Here is a 16,145-nt window from a genome sequence, read left to right as displayed (position 1 = left end):
ATGGTTTGGATTAGTTTTGAGACATTTCTGATGCGAAATTTTCATTAAATGCTATGATATTCAGCCAGTTTTCACATTCCCTGATGGCTTCTGTGGTTTTGATCTCCGCTTTATTCACAGAATAGATTTCGTACAGATATTTGCTCCAGCCTTCCATGAAGATATTCACCCTGTTTTCCATTTCTGGTTTTGAAATCGGAAGTCGGTCATTGTCAACCTGACTTTTATAAATTTGTGCAAGATTTTCCACCTTTTCCCTGAATGTAAGCAGGAGTTGTTTCAGATTGTTTATTTTGGTGTTGGTCAGTATAGGAAGATCCTGAAGCTGCTTATTCATCGTAGCTTTATTTCTTTCCAACCCCTGGATATCACCGTTCAGTTTGTTATTTTCCTCTTTTAAACTGTTTACCTGTAACTGATGCTCTTCTTTTTCCTCTTCAAGCTTGCTTACAATGAATGCTGTTTTTTCCTGATGGTGGGTTTTGGTTCTTTTGTGATAAGAATGGTAAAGTTTATCAAGCACAAGACCGAAAAGATAAACACTTAGCGTTCCCAAAGTGAAAACCAGTAAAAAGTTCTGTGAAAAAACAATTTCTGAGAATGTCGCTTTTTGATCTGTTTGGTTAATAAGGTATTCAATATCATTGATGTTTTTGGCCACTTTATATGCAATAAAACAGTCTACGAGAAAGATCAGCAGTAAGCCTTTATTTTGATCCAGAAAAAGAATAGTTTTTGATTTCCTTTTCTGCTCGCCGGTGGCAGGATCTGTAATATCCGTACTCTCCGGTTTGATAAGCTTCAGCATCCCGAGAGCGAGAGGTATACTCACGAATAGGAAAAGAAATAATATTCCCCCGGCGCCTTTGTTCCAGATCTTTGTTATAGCATGAGCATTAAAAACTTCCGGCATTTCCGTCACAAAACCTTTTCTGAGCGCAGCAGTAATGTCCTCCTTCGAAAAGATAAAAATATACGCTACTGAAGAATAGAATATAAAAATATACAAAACGAGCATCAGCGTAATGAAGCTTAATAATATAGTAAGCGGCCAGTTCACGGGAGGCTTTACAAAGTCAACTTTCAATTCGTTTATTTTTTGTGCCAACCCATTGATTTTGTCCTGGATAAAAGGAATTTTAATACTTACGTTAGATTCAATACTGTGCTTTTTATCTTCCATACTTTTCTCGGTTTCCCGGATGTTATCTTCAATATTCTGGGTTTCAGAAGTGAGATTGTAATGTAAGGTATCGGTTTCATTCTGAGTTTTCATTTCTACATTGCTGATGCTCACTTTAAGCTGCTCTTCAATCCTGTTTTTCAGTCTGGTTTTCTTTTCCGTGATCACTTCTATTTCATTGATGAAGTTCGAATACAAACTGTCCATCGCCTGAGGAAGCACCTGGTGGTCACCCTGATTTTCAAAAGCTCTCTGATATGCGTTTTCCTTTAAAAGACTTTTGTCAAAAGAACCTACTTCCGTAGCGATAATATTGTCCAGAACATCTTTAAACTCCTTCAGAGACTGTTCCTGGAAGTTCAGAGGTGTTGATTTTGCTTCCGTTTTCATCATGCTTAAGGGGGCTTCTGTGAATGCTTTTTCCTCTCTTTCAATTTCTTCCATGCTAAGCCCGCTGTTCAGTTTTTCAATCCTGTTTTTAATCCTGGAAAAGCTTCCGATGAGTTCGTGTACCGTTTTGGGGAAATTAGTCACCAAAACCTGTTCATGATTGTTTTTGGCGTTGTTGGACCAGTTGTATGAACCTGAAATGGCTATAGAACGGTCAATGACACAAAACTTGAGGTTCATCATTCCATAGCCTATATTTTTTATTTTTGTAAAGTTTAAACCCTGGCTGACCAGAATATCAAAATCCAGTTTTTCATTATCCGGCTGATCTGAGAGGATAAGAGAAACTTTTACATTTTCATGCAGTTTTTCCCGGATAATGGTGTACAGATCCTGATTCGTAAACCAGGCCATAGCAATAAGTATTTCTGATTTTGCATTTCGCAGTTCCGATTTTATTCTTTCCAGGATCTCATCAGTATTGGAAATAGAATCTTGAATCATTGTATTCATAGGTAAGGTTATATCGTTTAACTTTTTTTTGATCTTATGTCTTTTCAGTCACTTTTATTAACGATTCAAAATTAAAAACATTAAAAACCTGATTTTTACGGATTCCCGTAAATCAATGAATAGTCTTGAAAAAAATAAACTTCAGTTGTTTCTTTAATTAATATAAGTTTGGAATAAGAGACGGGTTTCAGACATCGGACTTGCAATTTGAATTAAAAACGTCAATGGTGAATTTTGCTTCGCAAGTGAATGGTGAATATAGAGTTGAGAATAAGGAGAAAAGAACAAAGACTTTTAGACATCAGATGCTGAATTCATTAGCTTAATGATTACAAACCAGCAACTAACATCCAGCAACAAAAAAAACCAGCAACCAAAACATCCCCCGAAACTCATAACTCTCAAACCTCTTTTGCCTCTTTCACTCAAATACCCTAATTTCGCAGTCTAATCCATCCTTCATGGCGAAAAAGTCCACCGCAGACCCCTCAGAATTTGTCTCCCTGTTTACCTTTGAAGAACTTCTCCGGGACGTAGAATTTGATCTCAGGGTAAAAGAATTTGTGGTCATGGAAATTGATAAGGCGAATTATCTCATCAAGCTCAATACACCGTACCGCTCAGATTATTTCTGCATTTTTATGGTGCAGGAGGGAAGTATCCGGTTCAGGCTGGATGACAAAAGCTATGACGTGTCTGAAGGGGATGTGATTTTCTGTCCTTTTTCAGAAATCTTCTGGGTAGATATGATTTCAGAGGATTACAGGGCGAAATACATCTTTTTTTCCCTGGACTTTATTTCTGATGCCGGGTTTAATTATAAATCAAATAATGTCCTGAAAAGTCTTTCATCAGATCCTACCCACATTATCAGAAATGAACCTGATCTGTACCGGAGAATGAATTTCCACCTCGATGAACTGAAAACCCTGAACAACACGGAAAAGGAAGATTATTACTTCAATGAAATGATCTGGCATCACTTTTCGCTGGTAATTTATGAGATTGACAACTATTTCAAAAAGATTGAAAAACCGCATCAGGTGACCCATCGTGAAGATGAGCTGACGACCAGTTTCTTTACTTTGGTCCGGGAACATTTCAAAGAAGAACATAATGTACAGTTCTATGCCGACAAACTCTGTATCAGCCGGAAATACCTGACTAAAGTGATCAATAAAACCATGTTCAAATCACCGAGAGATATTATTCATCAGGTACTGGCTGTAGAAGCACGACTTCTTCTCAGGAATCCCAACCTGAATGTCAATAATGTAGCTGTACAGCTGAAGTTCTCCGATCAGGCGTCTTTCAGCAAATTCTTTAAAAAACATGTAGGCAAGTCACCTTTGGAGTATAAAAAAGATGATTTGTACTGATAATCAATGATTTATGTTTTTGTTGGTTTAGAAATTGATGTCTTTTTGCTAAATAAACACTGTTTTCTGATACAAAAAATGGAATTATGTTATTTATATATTCTATTAAAGGTAAATAGTGACATTTCTCATGTTTTAAGAAATAAGGAGTCTTTTTGACAAAATAAGGAGTTTTTTGAATATTTCGATTGAATTTTTTTAGGGCGAATTTTGCCCGGTAAATTTAAAAGGAATATTGTTATGCAGAGATTTTTTATCCAAAAATCAACTATACTTTTCCTCTCGCTGATCGTTTTTACAGGGTGCAGGAAAAATAATCAAAACCAGGCTTACCAACAGCAGGCCCCTGAACTTCCGGTAGAAAAAGTGAAGCAGGGAGACGCTTCTGTTTCCAGAGAATATGCAGCTTCCGTGGAAGGAATTTCCAATGTAGAAATCAGACCACAGGTTACCGGATATTTAAGCAAAATCTTCGTAGATGAAGGAGATTATGTGAGAGCGGGACAGCCTCTGTTCAAAATAGAAGACCAGATCTTCCGCGAGCAGATGAAAAGTGCTCAGGCAGCCCTGATCACCGCACAGGCCAATCTTTCCACTTCTAAAATTGATCTCGACAGAAAAAAGGAATTATTAAGAAACAAAATGGTTTCTGATATCCAGGTGAAAGAAGCGGAAGCCAGTTACAACGCTGCAAGAGGAGCGGTAAGTCAGTCGGTTTCTGCCATTGAATCCGCAAAGATTAATCTTAATTTTTCCACGATCAAAGCGCCGGTAAGTGGGTTTATCGGAAGATTCAATTACCGTTTGGGAAGTTTAATGACACCTTCCAATCAGGATCCGATCACACTCTTATCTGACATTCATGAGGTGTATACCTATTTCAGCATGAGTGAAAATGATTTTAACAGCTTCCAGAAACAACAGGCAGGAAGTAATATCAATGAGATCATCAAAAATACACCTGCAGTTTCTCTTCTGCTTTCCGGAGGTGAAAAATATGCACAGACCGGGAAAATAGATGCGGTGGAAGGACAGTTCAACAAAACCACAGGCTCCATCACTTTAAGAGCGAAATTCAACAACCCGGAGAACCTTTTGAGAAGCGGAAATACCGGAAAAATCGTAATGGATCAGTTTTACAGCAACGTCGTTCTTCTTCCGGTAGCTTCTACGAGAACCATTCAGGATAAGATCTTTGTGTTCTCCATCAAAGGAGGAAAAGCAGTGATGCTTCCGGTAGAAGTCACTGGAAAAGCGGGTGATAACTTCATCATATCAAAAGGATTAAAAGCGGGTGACGAGTATATCGTAACAGGTTTCGACAGACTGCAGCCGGGAACTCCGGTAGTCGCTCAGAAAAAGAATGCTCAACCGAAAAAAGCGTAAGAAAAAATCATGTTAAAAACAATTATAAAAAGGCCCGTACTGGCAACGGTTATCTCCGTATTGCTCGTCATTCTGGGTATCGTCGGTATGATCAGTCTGCCGATTACAAAATTTCCTGATATCGCACCGCCTACCGTGATGGTAACGGCCGCCTATCCGGGAGCCAACGCGGAAACGATTGCGAGATCCGTAGCACCGCCTTTAGAAAACGCTATCAACGGGGTTGAAAATATGGACTATATTACGTCCACAGCCAGTAACGACGGTACTTTAAGTATCACTGTGATCTTTAAATTGGGTACAGATCCGGATCAGGCTGCCATTAACGTACAGAATAGGGTAGCGCAGGTGACGAACCAGCTTCCTGCAGAAGTTATTCAGGCCGGAATCACAACGGTGAAGAGGCAGAACAGTATGATTGCGATGGTTTCCTTAACCAGCAAAGACGGTAAGATGGATGACCTTTTCCTTGAAAACTATGCTAAAATCAACATCGTTCCCGACCTGAAAAGGGTAAAAGGAGTAGGAGATGCCATGGTATACGGAAATAAAGATTATTCCATGAGAGTATGGCTTGATCCTAATAAACTGACCTCTTACAATCTTACGCCGGCAGATGTTTCACGGGCGATCCAGACTCAAAACCTTGAGGCAGCGCCGGGAAGATTCGGGGAAAGAAGCAAGGAAGCCATGGAGTATGTTCTGCGCTACAAAGGAAAATTCACAGAGCCTGAGCAGTATGAAAATATTACGATTAAAGCACTGAGCGACGGTTCTGTTTTAAAATTAAAAGATGTTGCCAAAGTAGAATTCGGGGCGTATAGCTATACCGTTTCTTCTAATTTCAACAAAAAGCCGTCGGTGACGATGGCAATTTTCCAGATGGCAGGATCTAATGCGAATGAGGTACAGATCGCCCTTCAGGAAAGAATGAAAGAACTTGAAAAATCCTTCCCGGAAGGAATGGCGTATGAAATTCCTTATGCGACGAAAGAAGCTTTGGACCAGTCTATAGATCAGGTAATTCATACTTTGATTGAGGCATTTATCCTGGTATTCATCGTGGTGTATATCTTCCTGCAGGATTTCCGTTCAACACTGATTCCGGCGATTGCGGTTCCCGTGTCTATTGTGGGAACGTTCTTCTTTATGAATTTGTTTGGTTTTTCTATTAATATCCTGACGTTGTTTGCCCTGGTACTGGCCATTGGTATTGTGGTGGATGACGCCATTGTCGTCGTGGAAGCAGTCCATGCTAAAATGGAACATAAAAAGCTTAACCCAAGGGCTGCGACCATGTCGGCGATGAGTGAAATCACAGGAGCTATTGTTTCGATTACGCTGATTATGTCTGCGGTATTCGTTCCGGTAGCCTTTATGAGTGGTTCTACAGGATTATTCTACCAGCAGTTTGCATTAACACTGGCGATTGCAATTGTCATTTCAGCGATTAATGCATTGACATTGAGTCCGGCTTTGTGTGCTATATTTTTAAAACAGCATCATCCGGGAACGCATGAGAAAATGAATTTCAAAGACCGCTTCTTTGCCGGTTTTAACGCAAGTTTTAATAAACTGACCTTCCGTTATGGAAAAGCGATCCTGTTTTTATTAAAGAGAAAATGGGTGGCAGCAATCATCATTGTTGGGTTTGGAGGTTTGTTCGCATGGATGTCGATGACGACACCTAAAGGATTTATTCCTGATGAAGACCAGAGTTTTATCATCGTAACGGCTAATCTTGCGCCGGGAGCTTCGAAAGACAGAACGACCAAAGTAGTTTCTGATACGGAAGACCTGTTGATAAAAAATCCGGCAGTAGAAAAAGTGATTTCAGTGGACGGGCTGAACTTATTCAGTGGATCTATGTCATCTTCGGCGGCTTCTATTTTCGTTAAACTTAAAAAGACAGAGCAAAGAGGAAATGTAAGCAATATCAATGACATTATCGGTCAGGTTCAGGGAACACTTTCCCAGGATAAAAGAGCGAATTTCCTTGTCATCAATACACCTACGGTAGACGGTTTCGGAAATACCAGCGGGATGGAGCTTGTGCTTCAGGACCGTACAAACGGCGAGCTTCAGAATCTTGGAAATATTTCTTACGGAATGATGGGAGCCTTGATGCAGAGACCGGAAGTGGCAGTGGCATTTACAACGTTTGATGTATCCTATCCACAGTTTGAAGTGTTGGTAGATGAGGTAAAAGCAGCTCAGCTTGGCGTTAATGTTTCTGATGTATTGGGCGTGATGCAGGGCTATTACGGAAGTATTCAGTCTTCGGATTTCAACAGATTCGGGAAATATTATAGAGTACTGGTTCAGTCTACTCCGGAAATGAGAGAAGACAAAGAATCACTGAACGGTATTTTTGTTAAAAATAATTCAGGAGAAATGGTTCCTATTAATACGCTGGTTAGCTTAAAACAGGTGACGGGTGCAGAAGTGGTAGACCGTTTCAACCTGTTCAACTCTTCGAACTTAACCGTAATGCCGGCTCCGGGATTCAGTACGGGACAGGCGATGGCCGCTATTGATGAGGTGAGCAAGCAGGTGCTTCCTCCGGGATATACCTACGATTATAAAGGAATGAGCCGTGAAGAAGTAAGTGCAGGTTCACAGTCGGTGATGATCTTCGGATTATGTATTGTGTTTGTATTCTTCCTTTTATCGGCGCAGTATGAAAGTTATGTGCTTCCGTTTGCTGTACTGATCGCTATTCCTGTAGGTTTATCAGGAGTATTTGTAGGAATTACGATGGCAGATCTTTCCAATAATATTTATGTTCAGATTGCTTTGGTGATGCTGATTGGTCTGTTAGCGAAGAACGGGATTCTGATTGTAGAATTTGCCATTCAGCGTAGAAGGGCAGGGAAAAGCCTTATCGCTTCTGCAGTAGAAGGTGCCAAAGCGCGTCTGCGTCCGATTCTGATGACGTCATTAGCATTTATTGCGGGACTTCTTCCATTGCTTTTTGTCATAGGACCGTCAGCGTTAGGAAACCATTCTATCGGATATGCAGCGGTTTCCGGGATGATCTTCGGAACTGTTTTAGGAATCTTTGTGGTTCCGGTGCTTTTTGTAGTCTTCCAGGCTTTACATGAAAGAATGAGCGGAAAAGTAATAACAGAAGCCGACTGGGAATATTAATCCAAATGATTATTAAAATGAATTCAATTAAAAATATAGCATATATCGCATTGATCTCAGGAGTTGCCGTTTCGTGCAAAGTTCAGAAATTTGAACAGCCTGAAGTGAAAATGCCTGAAGCTTTCAGAAATGACAGCATCATTGCGGACGCTCAGGAAAATATAGCAAAGACCAGCTACAAGGACTTTTTTAAAGACCCGGTGTTGGTTGGTCTTATCGACAAAGCCATTGCACAGAATAATAATTTTCTTGTGGCATTAAAACAGATAGAATACGCCTCCCTTGCTTATAACCAAAGCAAGTGGGGGAATGTTCCCACGATCAGCGCAACGGTTGCGAATGCGAGTATCAGCCGTCCTTCAGACAACAGTATGAACGGAATGATGGCTGGGCAGTTCATGGGAAGAAAGTATACAGAAGATTATACCACGTCTGTCAACATTTCATGGGAAGCTGATATCTGGGGGAAGATCAGAGGAAGAAAAGAGCAGGCTCTGACAGAATATCTTAAAACCCAGGAAGCAGCAAAAGCGGTAAAAACCCAGCTGGTCGCTTCAGTGGTGCAGGGATATTACAACTTACTAATGCTGGATACGCAATTGCAGATTACAAAATCCAATTTAGAATATTCTGATACGACCCTGAAGTTTTTAACCAAGCAGCAGGAATTAGGCTTAACGACGGCTCTTGCCGTACAGCAGCAGGAAATTGTAAAAGATCAGATCTTAAAAACAGTTCCTGCCATTGAAAGTTCTATCGCGGTTCAGGAAAATGCATTGAGTATTTTGACAGGCTCAATGCCGGATAAAATTGAGAGAAGTGCGAGTCTGAATAATGTACAGTCGCCGGACCGCATTGCAGCAGGAATTCCATCAGAACTGCTAAGTTACAGACCCGATATTAAAACGGCTGAACTCGAAGTCAGAAAAAGTGCAGCTGCGATCCATGTGGCGAAAATGAGCATGTATCCTTCTCTGAATATTACGGCTCAGGGCGGATTGAATGCTTTCCAGGCCAGCCATTGGTTCAGTGTTCCCGGTTCGCTTTTCGGAATGGCGGCAGGAATGATTGCCCAGCCTATTTTAAACGGAAAACAATTAAAGACCCAATACGAACAGTCTAAAGTGCTGGCGGATCAGGCTGAAATTAATTTCAAACAGTCTGTTTTAAAAGCGGTTGGAGAAGTTTCTGATGCACTGGTGCAGATCCAGAAGCTGGAAGAACAGCAGAAAATTGCAGAAGGATTAGCTGCGAAATCCGGTGAAGCGGTGAAGAAAGCTGATATTTTATTTAAATACAATTCAGCGACGTATGTAGAAGTGATTATCGCGCAAAGCAATAAGCTTCAGGCAGAACTGGATCTCGCTTCCCTGAAAGCCCAACGCTTAAATGCCATTACTTCTCTGTACAGAGCAGTGGGCGGCGGCTGGCAGTAAAGTAAAATGAAACCTGCTTCGTCTATAAGGATGCAGCAGGTTTTTAAACTAAATCATTATGAAGAATACAAATATACATGAGGGTGTTATTCTTATTCCTGATTTCAGCGGGTTTACTGAATTTGTGTTCAATACAAAACTTTATACAGGAGAATATATTGTAAGACAACTACTATCTACGCTGATCGATATGAATGATCAGTATTTTGAAATTTCAGAGATCGAGGGCGATGCCATTTTATTTTACAGATACGATGACAAACCTTCTTATGAGAGTATTTCAACGATACTTTGGAAAATGCGGAATGCTTTTAACCAAAAGATAAATGAACTGAGTAAAGAGCTCAGTATGTCCATAGACATGTCGCTGAAGTTCATTGTACACTATGGAAAATTTTCGCAGTATACGATCGGAAGTTTTAAAAAGCTTTATGGAAAAACGGTAGTGGAAGCCCATCAGATGTTGAAAAATGAATTTGCCGAACAGCCGTCTTACGCTCTGTTCAGTCATTCTTTTTTAGAAAACAGCGGGAACAGGGAGTCAGAAGCCCACACACAGAAATATCATCTTCCGGAAGGAGGAATGATTCATTATTTTGAAAGTGTCAACTAGCATATCTATTTTTTTAATCCTTGTAAATTTGCTATGCGGTGCCCGGGTGAGATCCGGGCATTTTTTTGTGGATAAAAGTGATTTTATTTTTTTGATAGTATCATTTGATACTATCATCCAGTGTATGTAGTTTGTAATTTTTTATTAAATTGTACTTAAAAGATGAAACAAAAATATTTTCTTTTTTTATTCTGTTCTTTAATCACTGTAAGTTGTATGGCTGATAAAGAAGATTTGATTGGACGATACTCCTATCATAGTAATCAACTTACTGATTCGTTGATCTTAAAGGATGATTTGTACATTCATAAAATATTCAATAAGGATTCATTGATGTATGAAGGAAGCGGGAATTGGAATTTACACGCAAATAGAATCACATTGATGGGATTCTATAATAATGAAAATGATCCCATGGAAGAACCATTATCCAATGAAGCTGCTGAAAAGTTTCTGATGCGCGCTTCCTGTCCCGTTTATAAACAAGGTAAAGAAATTACCATTGAAATCAATGCTGATGAAGGAATTGAATATAAAAAAGAAGCTGAAAAGGAATAAATTTTATAAGTAGCTCCTTCAACTTGTAATACCGACCAATCATTGACCTAAGAAACTGGAGCGTCAAGAAAATGAATTCTGTGAACGTTAAAAAAACTCTTCTGTCTGAGTGCGGGACAAATCCTGATTCTCAATATAGAGTGTTACCGCACGAGTTTTAGAGTTTTTAGAGAACAGATTTCATTTTTAGCGGAAGGTTCTAAGTCTTGAATTTTTGGTTCATTTTGCTTCAAGGCAAAAGAACAAATTATAGAATATAAAAAAGCAGATCCCATAGAACCTGCTTAGATATTTAAATATATTAATAAAAATTACTTCAACGTAAACTTCACCTTCGTCTTAATCCCATCAGAAGAATTCCCGATCTGCGCCTCAAAATCTCCAGGCTCAGCCGTCCATTCATGCTTATCTGCATCAAAATAGCTTAATGCCGTTTTATCAATCGTGAATGTCACTTCTTTCTGCTCACCAGGATTTAAATATACTTTTTCAAAACCTTTCAGTTCCTTTGCAGGACGAGGTACAGATGCTTTAATATCACTGATGTATAACTGCGCAACTTCAGCACCGGCTTTCTTCCCTGTATTTTTTACAGTCACCGTGAAAGTGATCTTATCGTCCGCAGACATCACCGTTTTATCAGCAGTGGCCTTTCCAAACTCAAAGGTGGTATAACTCAATCCATGCCCGAAACTGAACAATGGTTTGATCTTCTTCGTGTCATGCCAACGGTATCCTACAAAAACACCTTCGTTATACGTAATATTGATAGGGTTTTTCTGGTCTTTTCCTTTTCCGGCGGCCAGTTCGTCTTTCTGCCCGGGATATTCTCCCAACTGATGTGCCGAATTGTCTTCAAGTTTCACCGGGAAGCTAAACGGAAGCTTCCCGGAAGGATTCGCATCACCTGCCAAAACAGAAGCAATGGAATTTCCAGCTTCAGAACCCAGATACCACGACTGCAGAACAGAAGGAACATCTTTTATCCACGGCATAGCTACTGCGTTTCCGGAAACTAAAACGACTGCAAGATTTTTATTAGCTTTCGCTAATGCTGAAATTACGTTGTCCTGATTGTATGGCAGTCCGTAGCTTTTTCTATCGTTGCCTTCACTGTCCTGAAAGTCTGCTTTATTCAGTCCACCTACGAAAATAACGTAGTCTGATTTTTTCGCTAACTCTACAGCTTCGTTCAATAATTCTGCTGCAGAACGGTCGTCTTTTAAGTTCTGTCCGGATTTTACCCCGTTGTATTCTCCGCCGATATCTCCTACATAACCTCTCGCATACTGTACATCCGCCTGTTTTCCAAATCTGGACTTGATTCCGTCTAATGGAAGCGTTTCATATTTTACCTTTAAAGAAGAAGAACCACCACCAACGGTCATGATTTTGATGGCATTTTCACCAATAACGGCAATTTTTTTAGCTTTATTAAGATCGATGGGAAGTACATTTCCCTGATTTTTCAATAATACAATTCCTTCTTCACCGATCTCTTTGGCTACCGCTTTATGTTCTTCAGAAGCAATATTCCCGAAAGGTTTGTTCCTGTTCATCGTCGTTTTATAGGCTAAACGAAGGAGTCTTGTTACCTTATCGTCAAGTTCCTGAGTTCCTACTTTTCCGGCTTTGATGAGGTCTAAATAAGGTTTTGCTAAATAATAGTTGTCGTAAGCATTTTTAGTACCGGCAGAAAGTCCGTTGGTCCAACTCCCGAATTCAAGATCGAGCCCGTTGTGGATGGCCTGTTCGGTATTGTTAACCGCTCCCCAGTCGGAAACGACAACCCCTTTATAGCCCCATTCTTTTTTCAGAATGTCGTTTAAAAGATATTGGTTTTGGCTGGCATATTGGTTTTTGTACATGTCATAAGCGCCCATGATTGTCCATGAATCACCTTCAGTTACTGCCGCTTTGAAAGGGGGAAGGTAGATCTCATAAAGCGTTCTGTCATCAATATTCACATTGCTTGTATGACGGAACATTTCCTGATTGTTCAGGGCAAAATGCTTCACAGAAGTCGCTACACCATTGGATTGTACCCCTTTGATGTAAGGAACCACCATTTTTGAAGTTAAGTAAGGGTCTTCACCCATATATTCGAAGTTTCTTCCGTTCAGGGGTGTTCTGTAGATATTGACACCAGGTCCCAGAAGAATGTCTTTTTTTCTGTATCGGGCTTCTTCGCCTAAAGCTTTTCCGTAATTCCAGGACATTTTTTTGTTCCATGTTGCAGAAAGTGCCGTCAGGGCAGGGTAGGCAATGATCGAATCATTCGTCCATCCGGCCTGGTCCCATTCATCCCACATCACTTCCGGACGTACCCCGTGAGGTCCGTCTGTAGTCCAGAATTCAGGAATTCCCAGTCTTGGAACGCCGGGCGAACTGAACTTGGACTGTGCATGCAGCATAGCCACTTTTTCTTCCACGGTCATTCTCGAAAGAGCATCCTGAATACGTTGCTCTACAGGTTTTGATTCATCTAAATAAACGGGTTGAGTATGAGTCTGAGCCATATACGAAGCAGCAATAAAAGTGAATAAACTTACAATGGCGGTTTTCTTGAACATAAAATGCCTTTTTATTGATTAACAACAAAAGTAAGTAAAATTTTTATTATCTCAAATTGAGAAAATAAATTTTAATCAATAAATAGTTGATCCCGAGTTCTGAAGTTTGAGAGTCGGAGAGTTTTAGGGTTTAAGCGTTGCGGAGTTTAAGTTCTGAGGTTAAATGTTTAAAGTAGTAAAGAGAGAAAAAACATTGAATGACAAATACCCTGGCGGCTGAGGCTCCCGAAGCCACCAGTCCTGTCTCTATATCTGAAAAAAGTAAATCTATATTATGGTATCTACCCCAAAACACGAAATTCGTACCCTGCAACAAACTCATCCCTTATCATTTATAACTCATTCCCTATTACTAATTGCTCATTACTTATTACTCATGCTCCTCCCATCCCTTCACCGCACCACCTTTGAAGATCTCTTCAGCTTTTTTAGCCACTTCATCAGATTGGTAGGCCTTTACAAAGTTTTTTACTTTGTCTGAATTTTTATTGTCATGGGTAGCAACAATGACGTTGACATATGGAGAATCTTTATCCTCACTGAAAACGCCTTGTTTAGCAGGATCCAATCCGGCCTGTGATGCAAAATTATTGTTGATAATAGCGATAACCACTTCTTTATCATCCAGAACTCGTGGAAGCTGTGGAGCCTCGATTTCGAGAATCTTCAACTGTTTTGGATTGTCAGTGATGTCGGTGACTTTTGGAAGAAGTCCGACACCTTCTTTTAATTTTAAAAGTCCGTTTTTCTGCAGGAGCAGGAGAGAACGTCCCTCATTGGTGGGATCATTCGGAATAACGATTGTGCTTCCATTCTGAAGCTGGCTGATTGTTCTGATCTTTTTTGAATAAGCAACGATAGGATAGACAAAAGTATTTCCTACCACGGCCAGTTTGTATCCTCTCTGCTTCGACTGTTCGTTCAGATAAGGAACGTGCTGGAAAGCATTGGCTTCAATATCTCCGTTGTTTAAAGCCTCATTAGGAACTACATAATCATTGAAGGGAATCAGTTCCACATCAAGATTGTATTTTTCTTTAGCTACTTTTTTGGCAGCTTCAGCAATTTCCAGTTCCGGACCGTAAGTAATTCCCACTACGATGTGATTTGGATCATCTTTCTTTCCTGAACATGCATTGAACAGGAGAAGTCCGGCTGCTAAAACGGCTATGGTTTTTATCTTTTTCATTAGAATTTTTTATGAGTAAAAGGTGACTTCGAGTGAATCAGCCACCTTTTTATTATTAGATTTATATATTAACTTTCTGTCTTTGACTTACCTGTGATCGAATTTCTTTGCTAATCTGTCGCCCGCAAACTGTATGATAAATACCAGTGCTACCAAAAGCACCAATACCACATTCATAATCACAGCATCATAGCCGATATAACCGTACTGGTAGCCAATCTGTCCCAATCCGCCGGCTCCAAGAGCTCCACCCATCGCAGAATACCCCACCAAAGTGATCAGAGTGATTGCAGCGTTATTGATCAGGGAAGGAAGTGCTTCCGGAAGCAGTACTTTCTGAATAATCTGTAAAGGAGATGCTCCCAAAGCTCTGGCTGTTTCTATCAAACCATGAGGAACCTCAAGAAGGCTGTTTTCCACCAGTCGGGCAATAAAAGGAGCTGCTCCGACACTTAACGGAACCAAAGCGGCATTCATACCGATGGACGTTCCAATGATTACCCTTGTGAAAGGAATCATCCAGACAATTAAAATAATAAAAGGAATAGACCTGAAAATATTAACTAAAATAGAAATAATCCTGTAATAAATTTTGTTTTCCAGCAGCTGTCCTTTTCTTGTTAAAAACAGTAAAATTCCTACCGGAAGACCTAAAACAAATCCAAAAAATCCTGAAACAAACGTCATGTAAACTGTTTCCCAAAGTCCCTTTCCCAAAAGAGCAATTACCGAGTCACTAAGCATATCCTTTTACTGTATTTTGAATTTTATTCTGGTTTAAATAATAGATCGCCTTCTGGTTTTCCTCGGTTTCGCCTTGCAAATGAAGCAGAAGTTTCCCGAAGTTGGAATTGCCGAGATATTCTACATCAGCTTTCAGAAGTCGGTAAGGGATTTTATATTGGTCATAAAGCGTTGAAAGCAGTTTTTCAACACTGATATGTTCATTGAGTTCTATTTCAACCAGCGGAAATAAACCAGCCTGTGGCTCTTTCTGCAGTTTTTTATTGAGTTCCTGGGGAATCGTCATGATATCTGAATTTATAAATTGTCGGATCACCGGATTTTCTTTATCCGAGATGATCTCGCTTAATGTTCCTTTTGCTAATAATTTTCCTTTGTCGATAACAGCCACGTGATTGCAGACTGCCTTGATGACTTCCATTTCATGCGTGATCAGCAGAATAGTAATCCCAAGTCTTTGATTGATATCCCTTAAAAGCTGCAGAATGGATTGTGTCGTCGCAGGATCCAGTGCGCTGGTAGCTTCGTCGCAGAGAAGGAGATACGGATCATTGGCCAGTGCCCTTGCAATCGCTACTCTCTGTTTTTGACCTCCGGAAAGACTTCTGGGATAATCGTTGGCTTTATCTTCCAGTCCTACAATTTTAAGCAGTTCATTGACTTTTCTGTTGATCTCATCTTTACTGACATGATCCAGTTCCAATGAAAGCGCGACATTATCAAAAACCGTTCTCGATGAAAGCAGATTGAAATGCTGGAAGATCATCCCGATTTTTTTTCGTTCGACAGCAAGCTGTTTTGAACTTAACTGAATAAAATCCTTTCCGTTGATAATGATCTGGCCTTCATCAGGTCTTTCGAGAAGATTTACGGTACGGATCAGGGTACTTTTTCCAGCTCCGGAAAATCCTATGATCCCCACAATATCTCCTTTCTCAATACTGAGACTCACCTGATCCAGTGCTTTGAAAGACTGCTTTTTCTGATGAAATGTCTTTGAAATGTTTTTGATCTCTATCATTTTTAATGTA

Annotated in this window: 11 protein-coding genes; 6 read left to right on the top strand and 5 right to left on the bottom strand. The window is 40.0% G+C overall.

All coding sequences use genetic code 11. The features are described from left to right. Positions 1–10 precede the first annotated feature (10 nt). Positions 11–2,086 carry a phospholipase D-like domain-containing protein gene (locus tag IW22_RS15360; RefSeq protein WP_081873960.1) on the bottom strand — a complete coding sequence of 692 codons (2,076 nt, stop codon included), beginning with the start codon at positions 2,084–2,086 and terminating at the stop codon, positions 11–13. A gap of 461 nt (positions 2,087–2,547) precedes the next feature. Between IW22_RS15360 and IW22_RS15355 the strand changes: the two genes are divergently transcribed. From IW22_RS15355 to IW22_RS24260, 6 genes are all read left to right on the top strand, one after another. Continuing rightward, complete coding sequence (locus IW22_RS15355) at positions 2,548–3,465, top strand: helix-turn-helix domain-containing protein (protein ID WP_034728043.1); 918 nt, start codon at positions 2,548–2,550, stop codon at positions 3,463–3,465. A 240-nt stretch (positions 3,466–3,705) separates the two neighbouring features. Next, positions 3,706–4,851 carry an efflux RND transporter periplasmic adaptor subunit gene (locus tag IW22_RS15350; RefSeq protein WP_034728039.1) on the top strand — a complete coding sequence of 382 codons (1,146 nt, stop codon included), beginning with the start codon at positions 3,706–3,708 and terminating at the stop codon, positions 4,849–4,851. 9 nt (positions 4,852–4,860) lie between these two features. Continuing rightward, positions 4,861–8,001 (top strand): efflux RND transporter permease subunit, encoded by a 3,141-nt coding sequence (locus tag IW22_RS15345; protein WP_034728036.1) that lies wholly within the window; start codon positions 4,861–4,863, stop codon positions 7,999–8,001. Between the two features lie 17 nt (positions 8,002–8,018). After that, positions 8,019–9,437 carry an efflux transporter outer membrane subunit gene (locus IW22_RS15340; protein ID WP_034728281.1) on the top strand — a complete coding sequence of 473 codons (1,419 nt, stop codon included), beginning with the start codon at positions 8,019–8,021 and terminating at the stop codon, positions 9,435–9,437. Positions 9,438–9,495: 58 nt separating this feature from the next. Further along, positions 9,496–10,050: a DUF2652 domain-containing protein gene (locus IW22_RS15335; RefSeq protein WP_034728034.1), complete on the top strand. Its 555-nt coding sequence runs from the start codon at positions 9,496–9,498 to the stop codon at positions 10,048–10,050. Positions 10,051–10,212: 162 nt separating this feature from the next. Then, on the top strand, positions 10,213–10,608 hold the full coding sequence (locus tag IW22_RS24260; protein ID WP_131401740.1) for a hypothetical protein: 396 nt from the start codon (positions 10,213–10,215) through the stop codon (positions 10,606–10,608). A gap of 311 nt (positions 10,609–10,919) precedes the next feature. Here the strand turns inward: IW22_RS24260 and IW22_RS15325 are convergent, their stop codons facing one another. The 4 genes from IW22_RS15325 to IW22_RS15310 all read right to left on the bottom strand — a co-directional run bounded on the left by IW22_RS15325 (position 10,920) and on the right by IW22_RS15310 (position 16,135). After that, positions 10,920–13,181, bottom strand: coding sequence for a glycoside hydrolase family 3 C-terminal domain-containing protein (locus IW22_RS15325; RefSeq protein ID WP_034728032.1), 2,262 nt, complete (start codon positions 13,179–13,181; stop codon positions 10,920–10,922). 370 nt (positions 13,182–13,551) lie between these two features. After that, positions 13,552–14,370, bottom strand: a complete 819-nt coding sequence (metQ, locus tag IW22_RS15320; protein WP_034728030.1) for a methionine ABC transporter substrate-binding lipoprotein MetQ — start codon at positions 14,368–14,370, stop codon at positions 13,552–13,554. An 87-nt stretch (positions 14,371–14,457) separates the two neighbouring features. Beyond that, entirely contained in the window at positions 14,458–15,114 is a 657-nt protein-coding gene (gene metI, locus IW22_RS15315; protein WP_034728027.1) for a methionine ABC transporter permease MetI, read from the bottom strand. Next, on the bottom strand, positions 15,107–16,135 hold the full coding sequence (locus IW22_RS15310) for a methionine ABC transporter ATP-binding protein (protein ID WP_034728024.1): 1,029 nt from the start codon (positions 16,133–16,135) through the stop codon (positions 15,107–15,109). Before IW22_RS15310 ends, metI begins: the two co-directional genes overlap by 8 nt. Positions 16,136–16,145: the final 10 nt, after the last annotated feature.

The organism is Chryseobacterium sp. JM1 (assembly GCF_000737715.1).
Lineage (GTDB): Bacteria > Bacteroidota > Bacteroidia > Flavobacteriales > Weeksellaceae > Chryseobacterium.
This window is presented reverse-complemented; position numbering and strand designations above follow the sequence as displayed.

Excerpts from the sequence above, each read along its gene's own strand:
- IW22_RS24260 (WP_131401740.1), top strand. The coding sequence starts at position 10,213 with ATGAAACAAAAATATTTTCTTTTTTTATTCTGTTCTTTAATCACTGTA.
- IW22_RS15350 (WP_034728039.1), top strand. The coding sequence starts at position 3,706 with ATGCAGAGATTTTTTATCCAAAAATCAACTATACTTTTCCTCTCGCTG.
- metI (WP_034728027.1), bottom strand. The coding sequence starts at position 15,114 with ATGCTTAGTGACTCGGTAATTGCTCTTTTGGGAAAGGGACTTTGGGAA.
- IW22_RS15360 (WP_081873960.1), bottom strand. The coding sequence starts at position 2,086 with ATGAATACAATGATTCAAGATTCTATTTCCAATACTGATGAGATCCTG.
- IW22_RS15335 (WP_034728034.1), top strand. The coding sequence starts at position 9,496 with ATGAAGAATACAAATATACATGAGGGTGTTATTCTTATTCCTGATTTC.
- IW22_RS15325 (WP_034728032.1), bottom strand. The coding sequence starts at position 13,181 with ATGTTCAAGAAAACCGCCATTGTAAGTTTATTCACTTTTATTGCTGCT.
- IW22_RS15340 (WP_034728281.1), top strand. The coding sequence starts at position 8,019 with ATGAATTCAATTAAAAATATAGCATATATCGCATTGATCTCAGGAGTT.
- IW22_RS15345 (WP_034728036.1), top strand. The coding sequence starts at position 4,861 with ATGTTAAAAACAATTATAAAAAGGCCCGTACTGGCAACGGTTATCTCC.
- metQ (WP_034728030.1), bottom strand. The coding sequence starts at position 14,370 with ATGAAAAAGATAAAAACCATAGCCGTTTTAGCAGCCGGACTTCTCCTG.
- IW22_RS15355 (WP_034728043.1), top strand. The coding sequence starts at position 2,548 with ATGGCGAAAAAGTCCACCGCAGACCCCTCAGAATTTGTCTCCCTGTTT.
- IW22_RS15310 (WP_034728024.1), bottom strand. The coding sequence starts at position 16,135 with ATGATAGAGATCAAAAACATTTCAAAGACATTTCATCAGAAAAAGCAG.